The following is a 26,254-nucleotide window of genomic DNA, read 5'->3' as shown; positions in this document are numbered from 1 at the left end:
GCTCACAGCTTTCCTTGCTCGGGGTCGGTGAGTCCAACGAGGAACGGGTTGGACCCGCGCTCCTGGCCGATCGAGCTCTGTCCGCCGTGCCCCGGGAGCACCACCGTGTCGTCGCTCAGCGGGAGCAGCCGAGTCGCGATGGACCTCAGCAGTTGGTCGTGATCGCCGCCGGGCAGATCGGTGCGCCCGATCGATCCCGCGAAGAGGGTGTCCCCGGTCAGGGCCAGCGGAACCGATCCGTCGGGCCCGTCGGCATGGGCGAGGAACACCACCGACCCCTGGGTGTGCCCGGGAGTGTGCACCACCGTGAATTCGATGCCGGCCAGCTCGAGCCGTAGACCGTCCGTGAGCTCGATCACCTCTGCCGGTTCGTGGAACTCGAGGTCGCCGAGCACTGCCGCCAACGTCGGACCCGTTCCCTTGATCGGATCGGACAGCATGTAGCGGTCCTCGGGTGCGATGTACGCCGGGATGCCGTACTTTGCGCAGATCGGCTCCACCGACCACGTGTGGTCCAGATGACCGTGCGTGAGCAGTACTGCGGTGGGGGTGAGCGAGGACTGCGTCAGGAAGTCGATCAACGGATCAGCGGCGTCCTGACCGGGATCGACGACGACACACTCGGACGCGTCGTCCTGGGCCAGGATGTAACAGTTCGTCTGAAACATGCCTGCGGGGAATCCGGTGACGAGCAAGACAAACGCTCCTAAAGGCTGAGGCCGAAGTACCGAGCAAGCTTAGTGGGGCCGCTCCCGCCGGGTCCCCCCAGCATGCTCTCAGGCAGTGATGGCAAACTCGCGTTGGCCGATTCTCGGCCGATTACCACACGATCGGTCCGTGCAGCGAGCGGGCGAGGTCGTTTTTCGACAAGCGGGAGGAACACGAATTGCCCAGCAACGAGCAACGGCGCGAGGCTGCCAAACGAAAGCTCGAACGCCAACTCGTACGCCGCGCCGAGCGAGCGCGACGTCGTAAGCAATTGACGATCGCCGGTTCCATTCTCGGTGTCGTCGCGGTCGTGGCCGTCGTCTCGGTCGTGTTCGTGGTGACCCGCGGTGACGACGATGCGAGCACCGCCCAGGAGTCGACGACGTCGGCACCCGCCGATTCGATCATCGCAGCAGGGCGCACCGAGCCGCTGCCCGAGACGGTGAACTGCTCCTATCCCGCCGCGACACAGCCTGCGGCCAAGGAGAACACTCCCCCGCGCACCGACAACGTCCCCACCAGCGACGAGCCGCTGAGCTACAGCATGACCACGTCTGCGGGGAACATCGGGCTGACGCTGAACAATCCCGAGTCTCCGTGCACGGTCAACAGTTTCGTCTCGCTCGCCAATCAGGGCTACTTCGACGGCACCACCTGCCATCGACTCACCACGGGCGCGGGCCTGCAGGTTCTGCAGTGCGGCGATCCCACGGGCACCGGCTCCGGCGGACCGGGCTATCAGTTCGCCGACGAATTCCCCACCGATACCTATGCCGAGGGCGACCCCGCTGCTCAGACCCCGATCTCCTACCCACGCGGAACGTTGGCCATGGCCAACGCAGGCCCGGGTACCAACGGCAGCCAGTTCTTCCTCGTCTACGGCGATTCGGAACTGCCGCCCGCCTACACCGCGTTCGGCACCATCGACGAGACCGGACTCGCCACTCTCGACGCCATCGCAGCCAAGGGAGTGGAGGGCGGCGCATCCGACGGAGCCCCCGCCGAACCGGTCGACATCACGTCCATGCTGAGCGACCTGTGAAGCGCACCTCGGCGCTGACGATCGCGGTCTCGGCCACCGCGCTGGTACTCGCAGGGTGTTCCAGTTCGGCCGAACCGACAGCTGCACCGGCCACCACACCGTCGTCGACAACGACGACGACGACCGCAGCACCCGCGCCGCGGCCTGCCCTCGATCTGTCCCGTTTCGGCGCGTTGCCGCCCGTGCCGCAGCCGACGACCGACACGGTGTCCTGCTCGTATCCGGCCGAGTCCCCGGCCGCCAAGGAGGTCGAGGCGCCCGCGACCGACAACATCGACGTGTACGGAAACGTCGATGTGACGTTGTCCACCAATCAGGGTCCGATCGACATCACGCTCGACCGGACTCAGGCACCGTGCACCGTCAACAGCGTCGTCGGCCTCGTCCAGCAGGGATATTTCGACGGCTCGCCCTGTCACCGTCTGACGACGTCACCGGGCCTCGAAGTGCTGCAGTGCGGTGACCCGTCCGGGTCCGGTCGAGGCGGACCGGGATACACCTTCGCCAACGAGTACCCCACCACCGCGTACACCGACGATCCGGCGCAGGCCGAGAATCCGGTGGTCTACCCCCGCGGAACGCTGGCCATGGCCAATGCAGGCCCCGATACCAACGGCAGCCAGTTCTTCCTGGTGTACGCCGATTCGGTGCTGCCGCCGCAGTACACGGTGTTCGGCACCATCTCGGACGCCGGTCTGCAAACCCTCGACGCCATCGCAGCGGGCGGGGTCACAGGTGGCTCCGAGGACGGTGCACCGGCGAATCCGGTGATCGTGGAGTCCGCAGCCTGAGTTCAGAAAGACGAGAGGGTGAGCAGAGTATCTGCTCACCCTCTCGTTGCTTCCGTGGACTGCCGCTCAGGCCGCAGACGTCAAGCGGTACACGTCGTACACTCCCTCGACGTTGCGCACGACGTTCAGCACATGCCCGAGGTGCTTCGGGTCGCCCATCTCGAACGTGAACTTGCTGATCGCAACCCGGTCCCCCGACGTCGCGACGGACGCCGAGAGAATATTGACCTTCTCGTCGGCGAGCGCCTTGGTGACGTCGGAGAGCAGCCGGTGACGGTCGAGTGCCTCGATCTGAATGGCGACCAGGAACACCGAGGACGCCGACGGTGCCCACTGAACTTCGATGAACCGTTCGGACTGCTCTTCGAGCGAGCGTGCGTTGGTGCAGTCGGTGCGGTGGACACTCACCGATCCACCACGGGTGACGAATCCGAGGATCTCGTCTCCCGGCACCGGAGTGCAGCACTTCGCCAGTTTCGCGACAACACCCTCGGCACCGGTGACCAGCACTCCCGCGTCGCCGACCTGACGGGGTCGAGTCGGGATCGTCGACGGTGTCGACCGCTCGGCGAGCTCCTCCTCGACATCGCCGACGCCACCGAGATGGGCGACCAGTCGCTGCACCACGTGGCGGGCGGACACATGATTCTCGCCGACCGCGGTGTAGAGCGCGGAGACGTCGACGTACCGTAGTTCGTGCGCGATCGCCGACATGGACTCGGCATTCATCAAGCGCTGCAAGGGAAGTCCGCCTCGACGAACCTCCTTGGCGATGCCGTCCTTGCCTGCCTCCAGGGCTTCCTCGCGCCGCTCCTTGGCGAACCACTGGCGAATCTTGGTCTTGGCTCTCGGGGAGGCGACGAACCCTTGCCAGTCCCGACTGGGACCGGCAGTGGCGGCTTTCGAGGTGAACACCTCGACCACTTCACCGTTGTCGAGAGTCCGTTCCAGTGCGACGAGTCGACCGTTGACCCGCGCGCCGATACAGCGATGCCCCACCTCGGTGTGCACCGCGTACGCGAAGTCGACCGGACACGATCCGGCAGGCAGGGTGACGACATCACCCTTGGGGGTGAAGACGAAGATCTCCTTGACCGCGAGGTCGTAGCGCAGCGACTCGAGGAACTCCCCCGGATCGGCGGCTTCTCGCTGCCAGTCGAGAAGCTGACGCATCCACGCCATGTCGTCGACCTCGGCATTGTCCTGCGAATGCTTGCCCTTGGTCTCCTTGTAACGCCAGTGCGCAGCGATGCCGAACTCGGCTGTGCGGTGCATGTCGCGCGTGCGGATCTGCACCTCGAGGGGCTTGCCCTCGGGGCCGATCACCGTGGTGTGCAGCGACTGGTAGACCCCGTAACGCGGCTGCGCGATGTAGTCCTTGAAACGGCCCGCCATCGGCTGCCACAACGAATGGACCACGCCGACAGCGGCATAGCAGTCACGGATCTCGTCGCACAGAATGCGGACGCCGACGAGGTCGTGGATGTCGTCGAAGTCGCGGCCCTTGACGATCATCTTCTGGTAGATCGACCAGTAGTGCTTCGGGCGACCCTCGACGACGGCACTGATTCGCGACGCGGCGAGTGTCGCGTTGATCTCGGCCCGAACCTTTTCGAGGTAGGTGTCGCGGGACGGCGCACGATCGGCGACGAGACGCACGATCTCGTCGTACTTCTTCGGATGAAGAATCGCGAACGCCAGGTCTTCGAGCTCCCACTTGACCGTGGCCATCCCGAGCCGATGAGCAAGCGGCGCAATGACTTCCAGCGTCTCCTTGGCTTTGCGCGCCTGCTTCTCCGGAGGCAGGAACCGCATGGTGCGCATGTTGTGCAACCGATCGGCGACCTTGATGACCAACACCCGTGGATCTCGCGCCATCGCGATGATCATCTTGCGGATCGTCTCGCCCTCGGCCGCGGTTCCGAGCACGACCTTGTCGAGCTTGGTCACTCCGTCCACGAGATGAGACACCTCGTCGCCGAATTCCTCGGTCAACTTGGCGAGCGAATATCCGGTGTCCTCGACAGTGTCGTGCAGCAGCGCCGCAACCAGAGTGGTCGTGTCCATCCCCAACTCGGCCAGAATGTTGGCCACGGCGAGCGGATGCGTGATGTAGGGGTCCCCGGACTTGCGCATCTGCGACGCATGCAGCTCGTCCGCCACGTCGTAGGCCCGCTGCAGCAACGCCAGGTCGGCCTTGGGATAGAGCTCGCGGTGCAGGCTCACCAGTGGCTCGAGCACCGGCTTGACCGCGGCGCTGCGTCCAGCGGTGATGCGGCGCGCCAGACGTGCTCGCACCCGCCGCGACGCCGAAGTGGGGACAGGTGCCGAGTTACGGGTTCCCGACGGCACCTGCGAATCGGACGCCACCGGATCGCGGGAAACCGGAGTGTCGACGGCCGGGCCTGCATCTCCGGACGCGGCCTCGTCGGTCGTGACGAGTCCACCGGTCCGATCGGTAACGCCGGTCTGATCGGCAACTGCGGGCCGCTCGGGGACGGCAGGCCGATCGGGCAAGGGCTGATCGATGTAACGGGTCACTCTCATCACCTCCTGCCACACGTTCCGCGCTGACGCCGGAACATCAACGCATTGTGAAAGAGACTTTAGTCCTCATACTCGAACCAGGCAGCCGAGCGGGTAGCCACTGCACTTGTCGCGCCCACCCAGAACAGCGATCTCGAGAACCACAGCAGCACCGGCGATCACCGCGCCCTGCTCGGCCAACAACCGAGCCGTCGCATCGACGGTACCGCCGGTCGCCAGCACGTCGTCGACCACCAGAACTCGTCGTCCGGCCACGTCGATCGCAGTCGGGATCTGCAGTTCGGCGGTTCCGTACTCGAGATCGTACGACCGTGAATGCACCGGAGGCGGAAGCTTTCCCGCCTTGCGCACCGCGAGCACACCGCACCCGAGTTCGAGGGCGACTCCGGCCCCCAGCAGGAATCCCCGTGCGTCGATACCCGCCACCAGGTCGACGTCCTCGAACCCTTGCGCCAGCTCCGACACGACACTGCGTAACGCCGGCCCGTCAGCGAACACCGGTGTCAGATCGCCGAAGCGCACACCGGGGACGGGGAAGTCGTCGACCCACCGCGTCAGCCTGGTCACGGCAGCGGCAGCACCCACTGCACCGCCTGCGTCGTTCATCGAAGAAGCACCCACCGATCCATGTTCCATCCGGCACCAGCGGCCGTCGGGTTGGGCACCACGTCCTGCATGCCGTCACTGACGACAGTCGTACGCGGCTCGTTGTACAGGGGAAGCGACGGCATGTCGTTCCACAGGATGTTCTCGCCCTCGGTGGCCAGCGCCAGAATGCGCTCGGGATCGTCGGTCACCGCCAACTGATCGACGATGGAGTCGATCCTGCCGTTGCTGTATCCGCCGACGTTCAGACCGATGCCCGTCCGCAACGAATACCGTGCGGTGACCGCGGGAGCCGAACCCGACGGTCCGGGAAGCGATCCGCTGCTACCGAGGACGGCATCGACCGCCCCGGCCCGCAGGGCGGACGGTGTGAAGTCCGGTGAGCTCGCGTCCTCGACGGTGATGCCTGCGGCCGCGCAATCGGCAGCCATGCGACTCACCACCTGGGCGCGGCGCGCGTCCGGTCCCCGGTAGCCGACACGAACGGTCAGTGCGTCCGCGCCTGCGGCCTCCAGTTCTCGGCCCGCCTGGTCCAGGTCCGAACGCTGGTATCGATCACCCACCACCGCTGCGACCGATGGGTACTCGAGTGTGTCGGGCTGGACGAGACGAGAGTCGACGAGGCCCGAGCCGAGGCCCGCCGCAGCCGCCTCGAAACCGGGGTGACCCAACGTGTCGAACAGATCCGATCTCGGGATGCACGCGGCCACTGCTCGACGCGCACTCGCGTCGGCCAACACCCCCTGGGTTGCGAACGTCAATTGCTCGACGCCTCGCGACGGTTGCTCGGTGGTCGTGAATCCCTCGGGGGTCCCGAGATCGACGGCACCGGCCCCGTGGTCGATCACGTCCAGCGAGCCGTCCGCAGCCTTCGCCGTCAGGTCGGTGCCCTTGGGCCAGACGACCACCTGCGCGGTCTCGGGCGGGTTTCCCCACCAGGCGTCGTTCGCCACGAGCACGAGACCGTCCTCGGCGGAGTAGGACTCGACCCGGTACGGGCCGGCCGAGGGCAGTAGCGAGAGGTCGATCGAGCCCGGTGTCAGGGTCCATCCGGTGTTCCAGAAGCCGGCGATGCGGCTCACCACGTCGTCGTCCTCGCCCAGGATGGGATCGACGACGTTCGGCACGCCCGCAGCCCGAGCCGCGACGTGCGCCGGTAGCAGGTCGGTGGCACCGAACAGGGCGCGCCAGTTCTGGTAGCTGCGGCCGGACGCGAAGACGACCGTGGCTTCCTTGGCCCCAGGAACACAATCGATGCGCTCGATGTCGGAGTACCCGGCTGTCGACGCCGCGTCGAACAGGGGGCGGTCGGTGGCGAACCTTCCGCTGTTCGCCGCCCAGGCCAACACCAGGTCGTCGCAGGCCATCGGCGCACCGTCGGAGTACGTCGCGGCCGGGGCGATGGAGTACTGCACGGTCAGCGTGTCACCGGGAACCACCGTGGCTGTTCCGATGTCGTTGTCCGACAACGCGTCTCCCTCGGGCCCGAGGTAGCTGAAGCCCACCTGCACCCGAGTGAACGCCTGCCGGGCTCCCGACGCCGCGCCGTCGACGGTTCTGGCGTTGTACGTGTTCACCACGTTGTCGAACGAGTAGCCGATCGAGGGCACCTTGTCCTCGGGCGACGAACACGCAGTGATGGACACTGCGCCGACACTCGCTGCCACCAGTGCCGCGCTCCACCGTCGTCTCACGTGCACTCTCCGTCCCTGTCGAGGGTGGTTCTACCGACGCTTCTTGTTTCGTTTCCCGGTGGGGCGGTTGCCCGGCTGCGGAGCCGACGCCTTCGGGGCGGCCACACCGACGGCAACCGGCTCCGGAGCGAGGCCGGCTGCGCGGGCTGCCGCTTCGGCGCGCTTGGAGTGGACCTTGCGGGTATGGACTGCGACGGGGCCCCACTTCTCCTTGAGCGTCACCAGCAACGGAGTGGCGAAGAAGATCGACGAGTAGGCACCGACGATCATGCCGACCAACTGCACCAGAGCCAGATCCTTCAGCGTGCCCACTCCGAGTAGCCATACCGCGATGATCATGAGTGCGATCACCGGGAGGACACCGATCACGGTGGTGTTGATCGAGCGCATCAGGGTCTGGTTGACGGCCAGGTTCGCCTGTTCGGCGTACGTCTTGCGATGCAGGTTCAGGATGCCGCGGGTGTTCTCCTCGACCTTGTCGAACACCACCACCGAGTCGTACAGCGAGAAACCGAGGATTGTCAGCAGGCCGATCACGGTTGCCGGCGTCACCTCGAATCCGACGAGCGAGTACACGCCTGCGGTCACCAGGAGGTCGAATCCCAAGGCGGCCAGCGCCGCCAACGCCATGTCTCGCTCGTACCGGACAGCGATGTAGATGCTGACGATGACCAGGAAGACTACGAGCGCGATCAGAGCTTTCTGGGTGATCTGGCTGCCCCAGGTCTCGCTGACGTCCGACACGCTGATGGCGTTGGGGGTCGCGGTACCCGAATTGTCCTGCGGCTGGAATGCCTCGAACAACGCCTGGCGAAGAGTGTCCACTTCGGCGGGGTCGAGAGCTTCGGAGCGAATCTGCACCGTTGCTGCGGCACCCGCACCGACGGTCTGTACCGACACCGGCGGCATGCCGAGCGCGTCGTCGTACACGGTCTCGACCTGCTCGGTAGTGATGTTGTCGGCCGCGGGCAGCGCGATCCGGGTTCCGCCCTCGAAGTCGATACCGAGGGTGAAGCCGCGAACGAGGAAACTCAGCAGGCACACCAGCACGATGACGCCGGTGAGGATGTAGTAGAACCGGCGACGACCGACGATGTCGAAGGCACCGGTACCGGTGTACAACCTGGACAGCCAGCTGTGCTTCGGCTGGGTGGACTGATCGACACCCGAATCGTCGAGGGGCGATGGGGTCGACGTGGTCGTGTCCGACATGTCATGCCTCCTTCGACGGCGCAGTGCCGGTCTTGACGGCGAGTGCCTTGTTGGCTGCGCGCTTGCGTTCGAGCGCGATCTGCTGGACGGCACCGAGTCCGTTGACGGACGGCTTGGACCAGAACGTGGATTTCGATGCCAGGTACACCAGCGGCCATGTCACCAGCACCACGACGATGATGTCCAGGATCGTCGTCAGTCCGAGGGTGAACGCGAAGCCGCGGACCTGACCGACCGCCAACACGTAGAGCACTGCGGCAGCGATGAAGCTCACCGCATTGCCCGACAGGATCGTCTTGCGGGCGCGTGCCCAACCGCGAGGAACCGCCGATCGGAAGCTGCGGCCCTCCCTGATCTCGTCCTTGATGCGCTCGAAGAACACCACGAACGAGTCCGCGGTCATACCGATACCGATGATCAGGCCTGCGATGCCTGCGAGGTCGAGTGTGAAGCTGATCCATCGGCCCAACAGAACGATGATTCCGTAGACCACGAGACCGGCCAGCGCCAACGACAGCGCAGTGAGCAGCCCGAGGGCACGGTAGTAGAGCAGGCAGTAGACCAACACCAGCGCCAGTCCGATGGCACCGGCGAGCAGACCTGCTTCGAGCGAGGCCAATCCCAGTGTTGCCGACACCGTCTCGGCCTCGGAGGACACGAAGGAGAGCGGCAAAGAGCCGTACTTGAGGGTGTTGGCGAGCTCGGACGCGGTCTGGTTGTTGAAGTTGCCGGTGATCGAGGTGGCGCTGCCCGCTGGGGTGGCCCCCTGAATGACCGGTGCACTGATCACCTTCGAGTCCAGCACGAACGCCGCCTGCTTCTGCAGATTGGCCGCGGTGAACTGAGCCCAGGTGTTCGAGCCTTCCGAGTCGAACGTCAGGCTGACCTGGAACTGGGCCTGCTGACTGTCGAAGCCGGAGGTGGCGTCGGATATCTGCTGACCGTCGATGATCGTGGGACCGAGCAGGTAGACGGCTGTTCCGTCGGTCGAGCACGCCACGAGGGGCAGCGCCGGATCGTCGTTACCGGCGAGCGGGTCTGCTGCGTTGCAGTCGAGGGACTGCATCGCGAGCTGCTGGACCTGCGGGTCTTCGCTCTGCCGAAGCGTCTTGGCGTCGGCGATCTCCTGGGCAGCGCGATCCGCGTCGGACAGCGAAGCATCCGCGGCGGGATCGTCTGTCGCGGGTTCGTCTGTAGCGGGTGCGTCGGTCGCAGGAGCAGGCGTCGGATCGACCGCAGACGGATCCTGCGCCGGGAACACACGGTTCTGCGGAGTGGCCGGATCTGCGGGCGCAGCCGGATCCGCCGAAGCAGCAGGGTCTGCCGGTGCCGCAGGATCGACCGGCGCGGCCGGGTCGACCGGCGCGGCCGGGTCGACCGGGGTCTGCTGCGTGCCAGCACCCTCGCCCGTCGACGGAGCAACGGATCCAACGACGGGCCGGATGAACAGTCGCGCGGTCTGCCCGAGGGTGCGCGCCTGGGAGCTGTCGTCGCCGGGCACCGTGATGACGAGGTTGTCACCGTCGATGACCACCTCGGAGCCGGAGACACCGAGACCGTTGACGCGGGTCTCGATGATCTGCTGCGCCTGCTTCAAGCTGTCCTGCGTCGGTGCATTGCCGTCGGGGGTCCGCGCGGTGAGTGTCACGCGTGTGCCGCCCTGCAGGTCGATTCCCAACTTCGGCGAGGGGTCTTTGTCTCCGGTGAAGAAGACCATGGCGTACACCGCTGCCATCAGCACCGCAAAAACGGCGAGATAGCGGGCGGGTTGCACCGGTCCGCTGGAAGGTGCCACGGTGTGTGTTTCTCCTCTGAGGCGATGGAAAGTGTCGGTTCCTGCAGGGCCTGGCGGCCCGCTGTGTCAGCAGTGAGCGGTGCGATTGTGCACCACATCGGTCACCGCAGAGAAAACCGCTGCCGGATACTGTCTCCGACAGCGGTTCGTTCACATCGTGCTCACTCTTTTTCGAGCCTCTTCGACGTCTGCTCGATCGTCTCGTCCGGCCGGGTCGCGTCTGCCTTGCTCAGGGACGGACCCGCGGTGTCGTTCGAGCCGAGGGCCGCGAGGTCCGCCTCGGTGGCCGCGTCGATGTCGGTGTCGTCGAACTCGGTGTCGTCGGGCAACACCTCACGTACGACTGCACGCGACCAGGTGGTGATGACGCCGTCGGCGATCTCCAGGTCGATCGTGTCGTCCTCGACCAGGACGACGCGGGCATACAGTCCTGCGGTGGTGACGACCTCGTCGCCGATCTTCAGCGAGTCCTGCATTTCCGTGGTCTTGGCCAACACCTTCTTCTGTCGACGCGCATTGAGAAACAGCGGTACCAGAAGGGCCACGATCAGCAGCGGAAACAGCAAATCCATCGGAAGGTCAGTCCTCGAAGTCGGGTTCGAAATACGTCATTGTCTCGTGCGAGAACGTCGCCGGTGCGGGCCTCGCAGCTACCCAGTGTGCCATTACCTGGAACCGGTCCGGTCCGTTCGTGTCCCGTTGTGCCCGATTCATTCGAATAATCCCTGCTGGACCTCCGAGGATCGGACCGAAATTCCACCCACTGCGAGGTCCGGCGGCGGCGTCAGACCGAGGTGTTGCCACGCAGCAGCGGTCGCGACGCGCCCGCGGGGGGTACGGGCGATCATTCCGGCACGCACCAGGAACGGCTCGCACACTTCTTCGACCGTCGACGGTTCCTCGCCGACGGCGACGGCCAGTGTCGATACACCCACCGGTCCCCCGCCGAAGCTCCGGATGAGCGCGCTCAGTACTGCGCGGTCGAGTCGGTCGAGCCCGAGTTTGTCGACGTCGTAGACCACCAGCGCGGCCTTCGCGGTGTCCTGGGTGACAGTGCCGTCGCCACGGACGTCCGCGTAGTCGCGGACTCGACGGAGCAATCGGTTCGCGATTCGGGGGGTTCCGCGCGAGCGCCCGGCGATCTCTGCGCAGCCGTCCCGGTCGATCGGTACGCCCAGAATCCCTGCCGACCGCATCAGGATTCGTTCGAGCTCGCTGGGCTCGTAGAAATCCATGTGCGCCACGAATCCGAACCGATCGCGCAACGGCCCGGTCAGCGCACCCGACCTGGTGGTGGCGCCGACGAGGGTGAACGGCGCGACCTCGAGTGGAATCGACGTCGCTCCCGGCCCCTTGCCGACGATGACGTCGACCCGGAAATCCTCCATCGCCAGGTACAGCATCTCCTCGGCCGGACGGGCGATGCGATGGATCTCGTCGATGAACAGCACGTCCCCTTCGACCAGGTTGCTGAGCATCGCCGCCAGATCGCCTGCCCGCTCGAGCGCCGGACCCGACGTGAGCCGTAGCGAGGTTCCCAGCTCTGCGGCGATGATCATCGCCATACTGGTCTTGCCGAGGCCCGGCGGCCCGGACATGAGGATGTGATCAGGGGTGCCGCCGCGCATCTTGGCACCCGACAACACGAGTTGGAGCTGCTCCCGCACGCGAGGTTGGCCGATGAAATCGGTGAGGTTCTTCGGACGCAGACTCGTTTCGACGTCCAAGTCGTCGGACATCGCGTCCGCACCGACCTGGGATTCGGCGAACTGGTCGTCCTCGGTCACCCGGGCCTACCTGGACTTGCCGAGGTACGCCAGCGCCGACCTCAACGCGGTCGACGTCGTGGCCTCCGGCTGCTGAGCGAGTACCGCGTCGGTTGCTTCCTCGGCCTGCTTCGTGGGGAATCCGAGACCGATCAGCGCTTCGACGATCTGGTCTCGCATCGAATTGCCCGCACCGGATCCCGGCACGGCCGCGCTTCCGGCTCGTCCGACCACCGCGTCGACCTTGTCGCGCAGCTCGACGACCATTCTCTCCGCGCCGCGCTTCCCGATACCGGGCACCCTTGTCAGAGCTCCGATATCACTGTCCGCCAACGCAGTTCGCAGCGCATCGGGCTCGTGTACAGCAAGAGTTGCCATGGCGATTCGCGGGCCGACGCCGGTCACGGTGAGGAGCAACTCGAACAGCTCACGCGACTCCTTGTCGGGGAACCCGTACAGCGTCTGCGAATCCTCACGCACGATCATGGTCGTCAAAAGGGTCGCTTCGCTCCCCCGGTGCAGCGTGGCCAACGTCGCCGGAGTGGCGTTGACCCGGTACCCGACGCCCGCCGCCTCGAGCACGGCGTGATCGAGCGCGATGTCGAACACCGAACCCCTGATCGACGCGATCATCGTGCGCCCGCCTCCTTCTTGGCCATCTTCTCGATCCTGCGTGCCACGACGGCACGCGCCTTGCGCTCCTCGGCCAGACGCGCGTCGTACTTGCGTTTCTGTTCGGCGGCCATCGCTTCGGCCTTCGCCATCCGGGCGATCATGGGCGCTCGCCAGCAGTGACAGATGCCGAGGGCCAGAGCGTCGGCCGCGTCGGCGGGAGTCGGTGCGGTCTGCAGGCCGAGAATGCGCATGACCATGGCGGTCACCTGAGCCTTGTCGGCCGAGCCGTTGCCCGTGACTGCGGCCTTGACCTCGCTGGGAGTGTGGAAGCAGACGTCGACGCCGCGCCTGGCCGCCGCGAGGGCGATGACGCCACCGGCCTGGGCCGTGCCCATCGCCGTCCGCACATTGTGTTGGGCGAAGACTCGCTCGATCGCGACCACCGAGGGCTTGTGGGTATCGAGCCAGTACTCCGCGGCCTCGGAAATCCTCAGCAGACGCTGCGCGAGATCCATGTCCGCGGGCGTCCGCACCACATCGACATCGAGCGCGACCACCGTTCGGCCCACGCCACCCTCGATCAGACTGAGCCCACACCTGGTGAGACCGGGGTCGACACCCATCACCCGCACGCCACCACACCTTCCGCTTACGAACTGTTGTTCGATAGCGTAGCGGAGCCCACCGTCGGATCAGGGATACGACACCCGGTCGATCACGTCGTCGGGTGCGCCAGGCTCAGTCCTCTGCGTCGAGCTCCGCCATGACCTCGTCGGAGAGGTCGACGTTGGACCACACGTTCTGGACGTCGTCACTGTCTTCGAGTGCATCGATGAGCTTGAACACCTTGCGTGCACCGTCGGCATCGACCGGAACGTTCACCGACGCCTGGAAGCTCGCCTCGGCCGAGTCGTAGTCGATTCCGGCCTCCTGCAACGCGGTGCGCACGGCGATCAGGTCGGTCGGCTCGCTGACGATCTCGAGGGTGTCACCGTTGTCGTTGACTTCCTCGGCACCGGCTTCGAGAACGGCCATCAGAACGTCGTCCTCGCTCTGACCGTTCTTCTCGAGGGTCACCACACCCTTGCGCGAGAACAGGTAGGACACCGAACCCGGGTCGGCCATGTTTCCGCCGTTGCGAGTCATCGCGACACGCACCTCGCCTGCGGCGCGGTTGCGGTTGTCGGTGAGGCACTCGATGAGAATGGCGACACCGTTGGGTCCGTAGCCCTCGTACATGATGGTTTGCCAGTCGGCTCCACCGGTCTCTTCGCCCGCTCCGCGCTTACGGGCCCGCTCGATGTTGTCGATCGGAACCGAGGTCTTCTTCGCCTTCTGAATGGCGTCGAAGAGGGTCGGGTTGCCGGTGGGGTCACCGCCACCCGTGCGGGCCGCCACCTCGATGTTCTTGATGAGCTTGGCGAAAGACTTGCCGCGTCGGGCGTCGATCACCGCCTTCTTGTGCTTGGTGGTGGCCCATTTTGAGTGGCCGCTCATGCGATAGGGCCCCTTCCTGCTCGAAATCAGTGTTGTCGACTTTACTCGCCCGGTTCGGCGCTCGGCACCGACCGACCGTCGAAGGTTCTAGCGGCCTCGCACCATGTCGACGAAGAGTGCGTGTACTCGATCGTCGCCGGTGACCTCGGGGTGAAAGCTCGTCGCGAGAACGGAGTTCTGACGAACGGCCACCACGCGTCCGGCGGCCGGTCCGTGCGGCACCGTGGCGAGCACCTCGACGTGCTCGCCCACCCGCTCCACCCAGGGCGCTCGGATGAACACCGCCCGCACCGGCCCACCGGCGATGCCGGTGACGTCGAGGTCGGTCTCGAAGGAATCGACCTGACGGCCGAAAGCGTTGCGTCGCACGGTGATGTCGAGAGAATCGAGATGCCGGGCGTCGGGCCTGGTGTCGAGAATCTCGGACGCCAGCAGGATCATGCCCGCGCACGAACCGTAGGCGGGCAGCCCGTCGGCCAACCGGGCGCGCAACGGTTCGAGGAGATCGAACACGGCGAGCAGGTTACTCATGGTCGTCGATTCCCCGCCGGGGATGATCAGTCCGTCGATCTGCGCGAGCTCGGCGGGCCGACGCACCGTGACACCGCGCGCGCCGCTCGACTCGAGCGCAGCCAGATGTTCGCGAACGTCGCCCTGCAGTGCGAGAACTCCGATGGTCGGAGCGTTCACTTGCGCCCGAAGGGATCGACATGGGGCGCGTCGGGGTCCCGCTCGTACCGCATGAGACCTTCCTGCACCACTGCGGCAACCAGCCGTCCGGACGTGTCGAAGATTCGCCCCTGGGTCAGTGCGCGCCCGAAATCGGCCGAGGGCGACGTCTGGTCGTAGAGCAACCATTCGTCTGCCCGGAAGGGACGAAGGAACCACAGCGCGTGATCGAGCGAGGCCGTCTGCGTGACGGCGTCCGGGTGTGGCACCTTGGCCGATCCGAGCAGCGTCATGTCGCTCATGTAGGCGAGTGCGCAGACGTGGAACACCTGATCGTCGGGCAACGTGTCTCGGTAGCGGAACCACACACGTTGCTGCGCAGCGAAACTGGGATGCTTGACGGTCTGGTCATCAGGAATGAGACGGATGTCCCATTCCGACCACTCCTTGTAGTACGAGTGGTCGTACTCGGCGAGGGTGGTGGGATCGGGCAGGCTGTCCGGCCCCACGACCTCGGGCATGACGTCCTGATGCGAAATGCCGTCGTCGTCGCCGTGGAACGAGGCAGACATCGTGAAGATCGCCTTGCCGTGCTGAATTCCGGTGACGCGGCGCGTGCAGAACGAACGTCCGTCGCGAATCCGGTCGACCATGAACACGGCCGGTTCGTTCGGATTTCCCGGACGCAGGAAGTAGCCGTGCAGCGAGTGCACACGAAACTCGGGTGCCACTGTGCGCACCGCCGCGACGAGCGCCTGGCCCGCGACCTGACCGCCGAACGTACGGGGCAGCCGACTCGGGAAAGTCCGTCCCCGATAGATGTCGTTCTCGATCCGCTCCAATTCGAGAATGTCCTCGATGCTGGCCATGGCTGGTGTCCACCTTTCTGTGACAACGGCTCAGGCTAACAATGGACGGACCAGGCAAGATGGTCGGTGTGGGTCAACCGGTGCCGATATTTCCCGATCTTCTGGTGGAGTCGATCGTCGATTCGTGCCAGGACGGGGCGCGCTCGATCATCGTGATCGACGGCGCGGATGCCGCGCGGCCGGTCGACTTCGCCTCGCGCACAGCCGAACACGCCCGCTCACGGGGCCGTCCGGCTGCCGTCGTCGACCTGCACGACTACGTCCGACCTGCATCGATTCGATTCGAGTACTCGCGCACCGACGAATTGAGCTATCGCACACTGTGGTTCGACTACGACGCCCTCGTTCGAGAGGTCATCGTCCCACTGCGGCCCGGTGGCGGAGGTCACTTTCTACCGCGACTGTGGGATGAGGCCGCCGACCGTTCGGCTCGGGCCCGCAGCGCCTCGGCGGCAGCGAATCAGATCGTCCTGATCGCGGGACCCATGCTGCTCGGACGGGGATTGAACGCCGACCTGTCGGTGCATCTACGCCTGTCCGCGAGCGCTTTACGCCGCAGAACCAGCGCCGCCGATCAGTGGACGTGCGCCCCACTGATCGACTACTACGACAGCCTGGACCCCTCGGCCGAGCGGCCGGATTTTCTGGTCCGATGGGACCATCCGGACCGCCCGGCACTCGAACGCAACTGACGTAAAACTGTCACCAGCCACGTTCGGCGAGACGGTGTCCGACGGGGAGATCGTCGACGTTGATTCCGACCATGGCCTCGCCGAGACCGCGCGAGACCTTGGCGAGCACGTCGGGGTCGTCGAAGAACGTCGTGGCCTTGACGATCGCCTCGGCGCGCTCCTTGGGGTTGCCGGACTTGAAGATTCCCGATCCGACGAACACGCCCTCGGCACCGAGCTGCATCATCATCGCTGCGTCTGCGGGAGTCGCGATGCCGCCGGCGGTGAACAGTGTGACGGGCAGTTTGCCGGCCCGGGCGACCTCGACGACGAGGTCGTACGGGGCCTGCAGTTCTTTCGCCGCCACGTACAGCTCGTCCTCGGGAAGCGAGGTGAGACGACGGATCTCGTCGCGAATCTTGCGCATGTGCGTCGTCGCGTTCGAGACGTCGCCGGTTCCGGCCTCGCCCTTGGAGCGAATCATGGCCGCACCCTCGGTGATTCGACGCAGTGCCTCACCCAGGTTGGTGGCACCACAGACGAAAGGAACGGTGAAGTTCCACTTGTCGATGTGGTTGGCGTAATCGGCCGGGGTGAGCACCTCGGACTCGTCGATGTAGTCGACGCCGAGGCTCTGCAGGATCTGCGCTTCGACGAAGTGGCCGATGCGGGCCTTCGCCATCACCGGGATGCTGACCGAGGAGATGATGCTGTCGATCATGTCGGGATCGCTCATGCGCGACACCCCACCCTGAGCGCGAATGTCGGCGGGGACGCGCTCGAGTGCCATGACGGCCACTGCTCCGGCGTCTTCGGCGATCTTGGCCTGATCGGCGGTGACCACGTCCATGATGACGCCACCCTTGAGCATCTCGGCCATGCCCCGCTTGACGCGCGCGGTGCCGATTCCGTTCTCGCTCGACCCGCCTTCGGCCGATCCAGCGGGTGTAGTGGATGCGTGTGGGGTACTCAAGCCAACTCCTGTGTTCTGGGCACCGTTCGTGGTGCTCCGGATTGATACGTGCGACCACGTCCGGCCGCGCACGAGCGGACGATTGCGCGCGGCGCGAAGTCGCGCCCAGAACTGTAGGCCTCGACGCGGCTGTTCCCCATAACCACTTGACGATTGCTGGACTGCTCGAAAAGGGTCCAGATTGCTAGCGGATAGCGCGCACGTCCGGGTCGCCGCGTCGAGCGAGAGCCACGTTGACCTCGTCGAGCAGTTCGGCCAGATCCTGGGGATAGACGTTCTCGCCGACGGCGCTCAGCGCACGGATGTCGGCCTCGGTGCACCACTGGTGGCCGGTCACGGTGCGACGCTCGAAGTCGGTGAAGCCGGCGCTCTGCGGCTCGAACTCCTGCGTTCGATGCGCGAAGAACAGTTCCTCGGAGCGAATCAGGGTTCCGTTGAACGGGAACGTCGCAACCCGGCGCCACAGCGGACCGCGCAGATCGGCCGCGGCGACGGTCAGGCCGGTCTCTTCGTGTACCTCACGCACCGCAGCCTCGCGGAGCGACTCGCCTTTCTCCACTGCCCCACCGATGGTGAACCAGAAGAACGTGTCGGGAACCGTCGGATCGTGTCCGCGCAGCAGCAGGACGCGGCCACGCTCGTCGAGCAGCACCACCCGCGCAGACGTTCTCGGAGTGGCGCGGTTCTCGCTGCCGAACGCCGCGGCAGCAGACCGCTCGGCGATCTCGAAATACGACGGCAGGGCCGCGGTTCCGCCGAGGTGCAACCAGCGGACCGGGCGTCTGACGCGCAGCGCCAGGGTGTCGCGAACGGCATCGTTGTGAAAACGCCGTGCGATCAGCACGCGGGCCTCGGCGTCGGCGAGTTCGGCCACCAGTTGCGGCGGCAATGCGTTCGGTTCGACGACGGCCAGAGCCATGGACACCGCGTTCTCGGCCTCTTCGCGCTGCGACCGGTCTACGCGCTCGGCCCGATCGGCCAGTGCGGCAAGTTCTCTGCTCGACGGGGCCGAGTCTCGGGTGGCAGCGGACACCGCTCGCGCGACGACGGCACGGCGGGCGAGTGCTGCGTCGAGAGCCTGCCAGGCGAGGTCGGTGCGCACGTGGAGGCGGTCGAGTCGGTTCGCCGTTCCGTACGCCCACAGGCCGACGACGAGGATCAGTACCGCGACCAGCCCGAGTACCAGGATCGTGAGCGCCGAGAGGGTCATCAGTTCGCCGCCCGCACTTTCTGGCCCCCGAGGGTGACGGTTTCGTAGACGCGCAGGATTTGCTCGGCGACGACGGGCCAGTCGTAGGTGGCCACGGCCACCGAGGCGGCGTCGACCAGGCGCTCACGAACGGAGTCGTCGGAGAGGATCGAGGTCACTGCGGCGGCAACGCCATCGGAATCGTCGATCGGGACCAGCAGCCCGCAGGTGCCGTCCCGCAGAACTCGACGGAATGCGTCGAGTTCGCTTGCCACCACTGGAGTTCCGGCGGCCATGGCCTCGACGAGGACGATGCCGAAGCTCTCACCGCCGAGGTTGGGTGCACAGTAGACGTCGGCGCTGCGCATCGCGGATGCCTTGGTCGCGTCGTCCACCTGCCCCAGGAACGTCAGGTGCGACGCGAGTGCGCCTGCGTCCTTGCGTAGCTTGTCCTCGTCGCCGCGCCCGACGATGAGGATCTCGATGTCGGGATGGGATTCGACGAGCGTGGGAAGGGCACCGAGCAGGACGGCCATTCCCTTGCGCGGTTCGTCGAAACGGCCGAGGAAGAGCACCGTGCGACCGGCGCGTGGATAGCCTTCCAGCACAGGGGCATCGGCGAACGCGGGCACGTCGACTCCGTTGGGGATCTCGACGGCGTCGGAGCCGAGGGCCTCGACCTGCCAGCGTCGGGCGAGTTCGGACACGGCGATTCGGCCGCTGATCTTCTCGTGGTACGGACGCAGCACACCCTGAAAGGTGCTGAGCATTAAGGACTTCGTCGTCGAGGTGTGGAAGGTTGCCACGATCGGGCCGTCGGCGGCCTTGAGCGCCAACATCGACAGGCTCGGCGCGTTCGGTTCGTGGATGTGCAGCACGTCGAAATCGTTGTCGGAGATCCACTTACGGATTCGAGAATAAGTGACCGGTCCGAATCGCAGGCGCGCGACGGATCCGTTGTACGGAATGGCGAGTGCCTCGCCCGCCGACACCACGAAGTCCGGCAACTCGACGTCCTCCGACGCCGGAGCCAGCACACTGACGCGATGTCCGCGTTCGATGAACACCTCGGCCAACTGCTGAACGTGCGCCTGCACTCCACCGGGAACGTCGAACGAGTACGGGCACACCATGCCGATCTTCACGCGCCCTCGATTCGGGCGCGTCGCTCGGCCGACCAGTCGCTCATCCACAGGGGTTGCAGCATGTGCCAGTCCGCCGGATGGGCTCGGATTCCGGCAGCGAAATGGTCGGCCAACGTCTGGGTGGCGGGGCCGACTCCGGCCGAGACGTCCACGGCGGGCGAGATGTCGAAGCCCCAGCCGTCGCCGTCGAAATAGCCGTGCACCGGCAGCAAAGTCGCTCCGGTGTCGATCGCGAGTTTCGCGGCGCCCGCGGGCATCCGGGTCGGTTCGCCGAAGAAGGTGACCGGTACTCCGTGCTTGGCGAGGTCTCGCTCGCCGAGCAGGCAGACGACCTTGTTCTGGCGCAGCCTTTCGGACAGCGCGAGAAGAGGCGGCTGCTCACCGCCGCTGAGTGGAAAGATCTCGAAGCCCAGGCTCTCCCGATAGGCGACGAATCGCTGGTACAGGGACTCCGGCTTCAGCCGTTCGGCAACGGTCGAGAGCCCACCGTGCGTGCGCACCAGCCACATTCCGGCCATGTCCCAGTTGCCGCTGTGCGGCAACGCCAGCACCACTCCCTTACCGGCTGCGAGCGCACCCTCGAGATGTTCCTTGCCGTTCACGCACCGATCGATGACGGCGGCCTGCGCAGCCAGATCCATCGACGGCAACCGAAACGCCTCACGCCAGTACCGGGCGTAGGAGCGAACACTGTCGCGTATCAGCTCGTCGGGCACTTCGGCTGGAGTGGTCCCGAGGACACGAGCGAGATTGCGGCGCAATTGGTCTGGGCCACCGTTTCGGGTGGACGCAAAATCCGCGCCTCGATCGAAGAGACTTCTCGCCACACCCTCGGGCAGCGATCGGACAAGTCGCCACCCGGCTGCGTACCCGAGGTCGCTGGCTCTTTCCGAGACGTTCACGACGCGGCCACGTCGCCGTCGTCGGATGCCGGTGCCACCGGAGGCACGATGATGTCGCGAGCACCCTCGGATCCACGGACTGCCAGAACGCGCTGGAACACGGTCACGATGCTCAGGGCGGCGAGAATCCACATCGCCGGGTAGATCACGCTGTCCAGCCACGGGATGTCGAAATGCCGTCCGACGCCGGTGAATCCGGCACCGACGAGAACGATGACCAAGCGATCCGGGCGTTCTATCCAACCCCCGTCGGCCGAGAGTCCGCTGGCCTCGGCGCGCGCCTTGGCGTAGGAGATCACCTGGGAGGTGACCAGGCAGATCAGGGTGGCAACGAGCAGTAGCTTGTCCTGCTCGGAGTACACCGCCCACCAGGCCAGGCCGCCGAAGATCGCACCGTCGGCCACTCGATCGCACGTCGCATCGAGGACGGCACCGTACTTCGTCCCACCGCCCCGAGCCCGCGCCATGGCACCGTCGAGCATGTCGAACAACACGAACAGGGTGATGACGACCGAACCCCACCACAGGTAGCCGGCGGGGTACATCGTGACCGCGGCCGTGATGGTGACGACGGTGCCGATGATCGTCACGGAGTTGGGGGTCAGCCCGGTGCTGTTGAGGGCACGCCCGAGCGGGGCGGTCACCTTCGAGACCGGCGCACGGCCGAAAATGCTCAGCACGGCGCGTGCTCCTCTCGCCTGTGGTTCATTCGTTCCAGGCCGACGCGAGCAGGGCCCGAGTGTCTCGGAGCAACTGCGGCATGACTTTTGCGCCGCTGATCACGGTGATGAAGTTCGCGTCGCCGCCCCACCGGGGCACGATGTGCTGATGCAGGTGCTCGGCCAACGACCCGCCCGCGGCTGCGCCCAGGTTGAGTCCCACGTTGAAACCGTGCGGACGTGACACCCGCTTGATGACGCGAATCATCTGCTGAGTGAATGCCATCAACTCGGCGCTCTCCGCGGGCGTGAGGTCTTCCAGTGCTGCGACGCGGCGATACGGGACGATCATCGCGTGGCCGGGGTTGTAGGGGTACAGGTTGAGGACCGCGTACACCGACTCGCCTCGTGCGACGACGAGACCGTCCTCGTCGCTCATCTTCGGAATGTCGGTGAAGGGCTCGTTCGACTTCGCCGACCCCTGGGGAGCCTCGGCGATGTAGGACATCCGGTGCGGTGTCCACAGTCGCTGCAGCCGATCGGGCTCACCGGCTCCGGTGACGACGATCGACTCGTCCTGTTCCGACATGATCAGCTCACTCCTGCGGGTTCGGTCTGCACGAGCTCGGCGGTCGGTGATGCGTTGTTGCGCTGGGAGATCCAGTCGGTGACGACAGTGATGGCCTGTGCCACGGGGACGCCGTTGACCTGAGTGCCGTCCCGGAATCGGAAGCTCACGGCACCGGCTTCGACGTCGCGTTCGCCGGCGAGCAGCATGAAGGGGACCTTCTGGGCGGTCTGGTTGAAGATCTTCTTCTGCATACGGTCGTCACTGGCATCGACCTCGGCGCGCACTCCGCGCTTCTTGAGCTCGTTCACCACCGCGAACAAGTGGTCCTGGTAGACCTCGGCAACCGGGATTCCGACGACCTGGACCGGTGCGAGCCAGGCCGGGAAGGCGCCCGCGTAATGCTCGGTGAGCACTCCGAAGAAGCGTTCGATGGAACCGAACAGCGCGCGGTGAATCATCACCGGGCGTTCCTTGGTTCCGCCCGAGCCGGTGTATTCGAGCTCGAAGCGTTCGGGCAGGTTGAAGTCGAGCTGAATGGTCGACATCTGCCAGGTGCGCCCCAGAGCATCCTTGGCCTGCACCGAGATCTTCGGTCCGTAGAACGCGGCACCACCCGGATCGGGCACCAGGTTCAGGCCCGACGCCGCCGCTACCTCGGCGAGGGTGTTGGTCGCTTCTTCCCAGACCTCGTCGCTGCCGACCGACTTCTCCGGGTTGCGAGTGGAGAGTTCGAGGTAGAAATCGTCGAGGCCGTAGTCCTTGAGCAGCCCGAGAACGAATTCGAGGGTGCTGGTGAGCTCGCCGCGCATCTGCTCACGGGTGCAGAAGATGTGTGCGTCGTCCTGGGTCATGCCGCGCACGCGGGTCAGACCGTGGATAACGCCGGACTTCTCGTAGCGGTAGACCGAGCCGAACTCGAACAGGCGCAACGGCAGTTCACGGTACGAGCGGCCGCGGGAACGGAAGATCAGGTTGTGCATCGGGCAGTTCATCGGCTTGAGGTAGTAATCCTGGCCGGGCTTGCGCACGTCGCCGTTCTCGTCGAGTTCGGCGTCCAGGTGCATCGCCGGGAACATGCCGTCCCGGTACCAGTCGAGGTGACCGGAGACCTCGTAGAGATGGCCCTTGGTGATGTGCGGGGTGTTGACGAACTCGTAGCCCTCTTCGATGTGCCGCTGGCGCGAGTAATTCTCCAGCTCGTTGCGGATCACGCCACCCTTGGGATGGAACACCGGAAGACCCGAGCCCAGTTCGTCGGGGAAGCTGAACAGGTCCAGCTCGGATCCGAGCTTGCGGTGATCGCGACGTTCCGCCTCCGCCAGCAGTTCGAGATGAGCGTCGAGTGCTTCGGCGGACTCCCACGCAGTTCCGTAGATGCGCTGCAGTCCGGCGTTGTCCTGATTGCCGCGCCAGTACGCAGCCGAACTGCGGGTGAGCTTGAACGCGGGCACGTATTTGGTGGTGGGGATGTGCGGTCCGCGGCACAGGTCGCCCCAGATGCGCTCGCCGGTCCGGGGATTGAGGTTGTCGTAGGCGGTCAGCTCTCCCCCACCGACCTCCATGACCTCGGGATCGTCGATGCCGGACTTGTCGTCGATCAGTTCGAGCTTGTACGGCTCGTTCGCCAACTCCTCGCGGGCCTGCTCCACCGACTCGTACACCCGACGCGAGAAACGCTGTCCGGCTTTGACGATCTGCTTCATCTTCTTCTCGAGTGCCGTCAGATCCTCGGGAGTGAATGGCTGCTTCACGTCGAAGTCGTAGTAGAAGCCGTCCTTGATGAACGGTCCGATGCCCAGCTTGGCGTCGGGGAAGAGCTCTTGAACGGCCTGCGCAAGCACGTGCGCAGCCGAGTGCCTGATGACGCTTCGTCCGTCCTCGGTGTTCGCCGGAACGGGCTCGGCCTCGGTGTCGTCCTCCGGTGCCCAGGACAGGTCACGGAGCTTGCCGTCGGGATCGCGCACGACGACGATGGCGTCGGGTCCCTTGTTCGGCAGGCCGGTGTCGCGGAGCGCCGTACCTGCCGTGGTTCCGGCCGGCACCATGATGCGGGCGGGCGAAACAGCGGCGACAACGGGCATGCTCACAGCGATGTACTCCTCGATCGGTTCTTCTGGCCAGGAAGGCCTCCGACAGCCTATCGGCAACAGTCCACTCGATTGGCCTCAGCGCGACGAGTGACGTCAGATCGGGCTTTCGAGCCACGTCCAGTCGAGCCCGATCCAGCCCCCGACCAACGCGAACGTGCCCAGCAACCACAGTGTTGCCAGCACGACGACGGTGGTGAACAGCACGCCGAGACCCTTCACGAACATGGACTGCTTCGAGAACCACGCCATGAAGGCGTCGTATCTCTTGCGGACGAACCGCAGCGCACTCTTGGCCCACGCGAATTCCGACGCCAGGATGCCCAGGCCTGCGAACACGATCAGCCAGCCGGGCCCCGGGTACGGAATGGCGAGTACGCCCAGCACCAACACGACTGTTCCGACCACGCCGACCGTTATTCGGTACGCGAGATCGAGGGACTTGTTCTCGGCGATGCGCGCCCGGAAACGCCGGTGCTTCACCTTGGCTGTGTCCATCGGACCCTGGTCGGCGACGACCCGGGGCTTCGACTGTTCGGTGCTCACCGGCTCAGGTTACCGGCCTCGAACGAAAGAAGGCCCGCACCGACTGGCGGTGCGGGCCTTCTTTTCTGTGGTCCCGGCTGGGATCGAACCAGCGACCTTCCGCGTGTGAAGCGGACGCTCTCCCACTGAGCCACGGGACCGAACGAGGCAAAACATTAACACGAGGTGCCGCGGCGAACCGAATCGCCTATCCGATCGCCGAACACGTCGACGGACTGCCTCCGCAGGGCTGCTCTCGCCTCTGCTTTCACACCTTTCACACGCGCCGATCTACCGAATTCGATGCCTGACCACGAGATTTGTGAGTTTCACTCCCGTTGGGTTAATGTTTTCCCCGCACCACGGAGACAACAACTGCCCAGCAGTGAGCGCCTCCGGGGTATGCGGATGTGGCGCAGTGGTAGCGCATCACCTTGCCAAGGTGAGGGTCGCGGGTTCGAATCCCGTCATCCGCTCGAGGGTCTCGACCCATGGTGGAGTGGCCGAGTGGTGAGGCAACGGCCTGCAAAGCCGTGCACACGGGTTCGATTCCCGTCTCCACCTCGCTAGTGCATCGGTTGCAAGATCGATGCGAGGACACGCGCGATTAGCTCAGCGGGAGAGCGCTTCCCTGACACGGAAGAGGTCACTGGTTCAATCCCAGTATCGCGCACCACAGCAAGACAAGTCAGGCCCCCTTTCGAGGGGGCCTGACTTGTTTGTGCTGGAGTCGCATTCGATCCGTCTGCCCGACGTCATGACGAGACCCGTGTGCGGGTCCGTCCGGTGACCAGATAGCCGAATGCTGTGGCCAATACGTACATGAGGAACGAGTAGACGGCGGCCGGTATCGCCACCTCGGTGCTTTCGAGCACGCTCAACGCGACCGTGAGGGCAACGGTGGTGTTATGGATTCCGATTTCCATCGAGATCGCGATGGACTGCGGCTCACCCATCTTCAGCAGTCGCGCAGCACCGTAACCGATGGCCAGGCTTGCGAAGCAGAACAACCCCGTCACCAGTCCGACCTGTTCGAGGTAACCGACAACGTTGGATCGCTCGCCGACAAGAGCGCCGACCGCCACCAACACCAAGATGACGATCGAGAAGATCCGCACCGGTCGATCCGCGCGTTCGGCGAACGCCACGGAGCGACTGCGCACCAGCATTCCGAGTGCCACCGGAATCAGCACGATGGCTATGACCTGCACTATTTTGCCGAACTGCAGGCCCAATTCACCGTCTGCATCGAAGTAAGCGATGGCGAAGTTGGTGATGACGGGAATGGTCACGGCCGCCAGAACCGAATTGACCGCAGTCAATGTGATGTTGAGCGCGACGTCCCCACGGAACAGGTGCGAGAACAGGTTCGCGGTGGTCCCGCCCGGCGAGGCGGCCAGCAGCATCACTCCGACAGCCAGCAATGGCGGCAGGTCGAACAGCAGAATCAGTCCGAATGCGAGAACGGGAAGAACCAAGATTTGGAGAGCCAGGGCCATCACAACGGCCCGCGGCGTGCGCGCGGTGCGTCGGAAATCCTCGACGGTCAGCGACAGTCCGAGTCCGAACATGATGATCGCGAGTGCGATGGGCAGAAACGTCGAGATCAATACCGAGTCGTCCATGGATTCCTTCTGGTGCGGGAAACGTGACATGAGTGTGCGGCATTCGTCCGTTTCTGGCGAGAGTTCGACGAAGAGAATGGAAATGAGTTGTTCGGC

General features: G+C 65.4%; 25 protein-coding genes and 4 tRNA genes. 6 read left to right on the top strand and 23 right to left on the bottom strand.

What is annotated here, in order from left to right; translation table 11 throughout:
- Positions 1–2: 2 nt before the first annotated feature.
- The gene (locus tag CH302_RS07065; RefSeq protein ID WP_037189418.1) at positions 3–695 is read right to left on the bottom strand and encodes an MBL fold metallo-hydrolase; all 693 of its coding nucleotides are present in this window, start codon (positions 693–695) and stop codon (positions 3–5) included.
- A 191-nt stretch (positions 696–886) separates the two neighbouring features.
- On the opposite strand from CH302_RS07065, the gene CH302_RS07060 reads away from it, so the two are divergent.
- Both CH302_RS07060 and CH302_RS07055 read left to right on the top strand, forming a co-directional pair.
- Entirely contained in the window at positions 887–1,750 is an 864-nt protein-coding gene (locus CH302_RS07060) for a peptidylprolyl isomerase (RefSeq protein WP_037189419.1), read from the top strand.
- Positions 1,747–2,541, top strand: a complete 795-nt coding sequence (locus CH302_RS07055) for a peptidylprolyl isomerase (protein WP_037189420.1) — start codon at positions 1,747–1,749, stop codon at positions 2,539–2,541. The genes CH302_RS07060 and CH302_RS07055 overlap by 4 nt, the downstream gene beginning before the upstream one ends.
- Positions 2,542–2,607: 66 nt before the next feature.
- Here the strand turns inward: CH302_RS07055 and CH302_RS07050 are convergent, their stop codons facing one another.
- From CH302_RS07050 to CH302_RS06995, 12 genes are all read right to left on the bottom strand, one after another.
- Positions 2,608–5,082, bottom strand: a complete 2,475-nt coding sequence (locus CH302_RS07050; RefSeq protein ID WP_094649915.1) for a RelA/SpoT family protein — start codon at positions 5,080–5,082, stop codon at positions 2,608–2,610.
- A 72-nt stretch (positions 5,083–5,154) separates the two neighbouring features.
- On the bottom strand, positions 5,155–5,694 hold the full coding sequence (locus tag CH302_RS07045; protein WP_037189421.1) for an adenine phosphoribosyltransferase: 540 nt from the start codon (positions 5,692–5,694) through the stop codon (positions 5,155–5,157).
- Positions 5,691–7,394: an ABC transporter substrate-binding protein gene (locus CH302_RS07040; protein ID WP_037189422.1), complete on the bottom strand. Its 1,704-nt coding sequence runs from the start codon at positions 7,392–7,394 to the stop codon at positions 5,691–5,693. Before CH302_RS07040 ends, CH302_RS07045 begins: the two co-directional genes overlap by 4 nt.
- Before the next feature lie 24 nt (positions 7,395–7,418).
- Positions 7,419–8,600, bottom strand: coding sequence for a protein translocase subunit SecF (gene secF / locus CH302_RS07035; protein WP_037189423.1), 1,182 nt, complete (start codon positions 8,598–8,600; stop codon positions 7,419–7,421).
- Position 8,601: 1 nt separating this feature from the next.
- The gene (gene secD, locus CH302_RS07030) at positions 8,602–10,395 is read right to left on the bottom strand and encodes a protein translocase subunit SecD (protein ID WP_176460656.1); all 1,794 of its coding nucleotides are present in this window, start codon (positions 10,393–10,395) and stop codon (positions 8,602–8,604) included.
- 161 nt (positions 10,396–10,556) lie between these two features.
- Positions 10,557–10,967, bottom strand: a complete 411-nt coding sequence (gene yajC, locus CH302_RS07025; protein WP_037189424.1) for a preprotein translocase subunit YajC — start codon at positions 10,965–10,967, stop codon at positions 10,557–10,559.
- 138 nt (positions 10,968–11,105) lie between these two features.
- Entirely contained in the window at positions 11,106–12,134 is a 1,029-nt protein-coding gene (gene ruvB, locus CH302_RS07020; protein WP_052047563.1) for a Holliday junction branch migration DNA helicase RuvB, read from the bottom strand.
- Between the two features lie 54 nt (positions 12,135–12,188).
- On the bottom strand, positions 12,189–12,794 hold the full coding sequence (ruvA, locus tag CH302_RS07015) for a Holliday junction branch migration protein RuvA (RefSeq protein ID WP_037189426.1): 606 nt from the start codon (positions 12,792–12,794) through the stop codon (positions 12,189–12,191).
- Positions 12,791–13,408 carry a crossover junction endodeoxyribonuclease RuvC gene (gene ruvC / locus CH302_RS07010; RefSeq protein ID WP_037189428.1) on the bottom strand — a complete coding sequence of 206 codons (618 nt, stop codon included), beginning with the start codon at positions 13,406–13,408 and terminating at the stop codon, positions 12,791–12,793. The genes ruvA and ruvC overlap by 4 nt, the downstream gene beginning before the upstream one ends.
- Before the next feature lie 106 nt (positions 13,409–13,514).
- A complete protein-coding gene (locus CH302_RS07005) occupies positions 13,515–14,273 on the bottom strand; it encodes a YebC/PmpR family DNA-binding transcriptional regulator (RefSeq protein WP_037189429.1) in 759 nt (252 codons plus the stop codon).
- Between the two features lie 87 nt (positions 14,274–14,360).
- Complete coding sequence (pdxT, locus tag CH302_RS07000; RefSeq protein WP_037189430.1) at positions 14,361–14,963, bottom strand: pyridoxal 5'-phosphate synthase glutaminase subunit PdxT; 603 nt, start codon at positions 14,961–14,963, stop codon at positions 14,361–14,363.
- Complete coding sequence (locus CH302_RS06995; protein ID WP_037189431.1) at positions 14,960–15,811, bottom strand: acyl-CoA thioesterase; 852 nt, start codon at positions 15,809–15,811, stop codon at positions 14,960–14,962. The genes pdxT and CH302_RS06995 overlap by 4 nt, the downstream gene beginning before the upstream one ends.
- A gap of 41 nt (positions 15,812–15,852) precedes the next feature.
- Here CH302_RS06995 and CH302_RS06990 point away from each other — a divergent pair, with 41 nt between their 5' ends.
- Entirely contained in the window at positions 15,853–16,503 is a 651-nt protein-coding gene (locus CH302_RS06990) for a hypothetical protein (RefSeq protein ID WP_230596215.1), read from the top strand.
- A gap of 10 nt (positions 16,504–16,513) precedes the next feature.
- Here the strand turns inward: CH302_RS06990 and pdxS are convergent, their stop codons facing one another.
- From pdxS to CH302_RS06945, 9 genes are all read right to left on the bottom strand, one after another.
- Positions 16,514–17,455, bottom strand: coding sequence for a pyridoxal 5'-phosphate synthase lyase subunit PdxS (gene pdxS / locus CH302_RS06985; protein WP_082323586.1), 942 nt, complete (start codon positions 17,453–17,455; stop codon positions 16,514–16,516).
- A 184-nt stretch (positions 17,456–17,639) separates the two neighbouring features.
- Positions 17,640–18,665 carry an NUDIX hydrolase gene (locus tag CH302_RS06980; RefSeq protein WP_037189433.1) on the bottom strand — a complete coding sequence of 342 codons (1,026 nt, stop codon included), beginning with the start codon at positions 18,663–18,665 and terminating at the stop codon, positions 17,640–17,642.
- On the bottom strand, positions 18,665–19,789 hold the full coding sequence (locus tag CH302_RS06975) for a glycosyltransferase family 4 protein (protein WP_037189434.1): 1,125 nt from the start codon (positions 19,787–19,789) through the stop codon (positions 18,665–18,667). The genes CH302_RS06980 and CH302_RS06975 overlap by 1 nt, the downstream gene beginning before the upstream one ends.
- Positions 19,786–20,691: a phosphatidylinositol mannoside acyltransferase gene (locus CH302_RS06970; RefSeq protein ID WP_037189435.1), complete on the bottom strand. Its 906-nt coding sequence runs from the start codon at positions 20,689–20,691 to the stop codon at positions 19,786–19,788. Before CH302_RS06970 ends, CH302_RS06975 begins: the two co-directional genes overlap by 4 nt.
- Complete coding sequence (gene pgsA / locus CH302_RS06965; protein ID WP_037189436.1) at positions 20,688–21,371, bottom strand: phosphatidylinositol phosphate synthase; 684 nt, start codon at positions 21,369–21,371, stop codon at positions 20,688–20,690. Before pgsA ends, CH302_RS06970 begins: the two co-directional genes overlap by 4 nt.
- A gap of 25 nt (positions 21,372–21,396) precedes the next feature.
- Positions 21,397–21,939, bottom strand: coding sequence for an HIT family protein (locus CH302_RS06960; RefSeq protein WP_037189437.1), 543 nt, complete (start codon positions 21,937–21,939; stop codon positions 21,397–21,399).
- 2 nt (positions 21,940–21,941) lie between these two features.
- Positions 21,942–24,002, bottom strand: a complete 2,061-nt coding sequence (gene thrS / locus CH302_RS06955) for a threonine--tRNA ligase (protein ID WP_037189438.1) — start codon at positions 24,000–24,002, stop codon at positions 21,942–21,944.
- Between the two features lie 102 nt (positions 24,003–24,104).
- A complete protein-coding gene (locus CH302_RS06950; RefSeq protein ID WP_037190070.1) occupies positions 24,105–24,506 on the bottom strand; it encodes a TIGR02611 family protein in 402 nt (133 codons plus the stop codon).
- Positions 24,507–24,622: 116 nt separating this feature from the next.
- Positions 24,623–24,694, bottom strand: a tRNA-Val gene (locus CH302_RS06945).
- Positions 24,695–24,937: 243 nt separating this feature from the next.
- Between CH302_RS06945 and CH302_RS06940 the strand changes: the two genes are divergently transcribed.
- From CH302_RS06940 to CH302_RS06930, 3 genes are all read left to right on the top strand, one after another.
- Positions 24,938–25,009: transfer RNA gene (locus CH302_RS06940), tRNA-Gly, on the top strand.
- Positions 25,010–25,026: 17 nt separating this feature from the next.
- Positions 25,027–25,097 (top strand) — tRNA-Cys (locus CH302_RS06935).
- Between the two features lie 37 nt (positions 25,098–25,134).
- Positions 25,135–25,209, top strand: a tRNA-Val gene (locus CH302_RS06930).
- Positions 25,210–25,288: 79 nt separating this feature from the next.
- Here CH302_RS06930 and CH302_RS06925 read toward each other — a convergent pair.
- A complete protein-coding gene (locus CH302_RS06925; RefSeq protein ID WP_037190071.1) occupies positions 25,289–26,158 on the bottom strand; it encodes a bile acid:sodium symporter family protein in 870 nt (289 codons plus the stop codon).
- Positions 26,159–26,254 lie beyond the last annotated feature (96 nt).

It is taken from the genome of Rhodococcus sp. 15-2388-1-1a (assembly GCF_002259145.1).
Classification (GTDB): domain Bacteria; phylum Actinomycetota; class Actinomycetes; order Mycobacteriales; family Mycobacteriaceae; genus Rhodococcoides.
This window is presented reverse-complemented; position numbering and strand designations above follow the sequence as displayed.

Bases quoted from the DNA above. Each gene is read 5' to 3' on its own strand.
- CH302_RS06960 (WP_037189437.1), bottom strand. From the start codon at position 21,939: ATGTCGGAACAGGACGAGTCGATCGTCGTCACCGGAGCCGGTGAGCCC.
- CH302_RS06925 (WP_037190071.1), bottom strand. From the start codon at position 26,158: ATGGACGACTCGGTATTGATCTCGACGTTTCTGCCCATCGCACTCGCG.
- ruvA (WP_037189426.1), bottom strand. From the start codon at position 12,794: ATGATCGCGTCGATCAGGGGTTCGGTGTTCGACATCGCGCTCGATCAC.
- CH302_RS06980 (WP_037189433.1), bottom strand. From the start codon at position 18,665: ATGACCCTCTCGGCGCTCACGATCCTGGTACTCGGGCTGGTCGCGGTA.
- CH302_RS06995 (WP_037189431.1), bottom strand. From the start codon at position 15,811: ATGGCCAGCATCGAGGACATTCTCGAATTGGAGCGGATCGAGAACGAC.
- ruvB (WP_052047563.1), bottom strand. From the start codon at position 12,134: ATGTCCGACGACTTGGACGTCGAAACGAGTCTGCGTCCGAAGAACCTC.
- CH302_RS07045 (WP_037189421.1), bottom strand. From the start codon at position 5,694: ATGAACGACGCAGGCGGTGCAGTGGGTGCTGCCGCTGCCGTGACCAGG.
- CH302_RS07005 (WP_037189429.1), bottom strand. From the start codon at position 14,273: ATGAGCGGCCACTCAAAATGGGCCACCACCAAGCACAAGAAGGCGGTG.
- thrS (WP_037189438.1), bottom strand. From the start codon at position 24,002: ATGCCCGTTGTCGCCGCTGTTTCGCCCGCCCGCATCATGGTGCCGGCC.
- CH302_RS06950 (WP_037190070.1), bottom strand. From the start codon at position 24,506: ATGGACACAGCCAAGGTGAAGCACCGGCGTTTCCGGGCGCGCATCGCC.
- yajC (WP_037189424.1), bottom strand. From the start codon at position 10,967: ATGGATTTGCTGTTTCCGCTGCTGATCGTGGCCCTTCTGGTACCGCTG.
- secF (WP_037189423.1), bottom strand. From the start codon at position 8,600: ATGTCGGACACGACCACGTCGACCCCATCGCCCCTCGACGATTCGGGT.
- CH302_RS06990 (WP_230596215.1), top strand. From the start codon at position 15,853: ATGGACGGACCAGGCAAGATGGTCGGTGTGGGTCAACCGGTGCCGATA.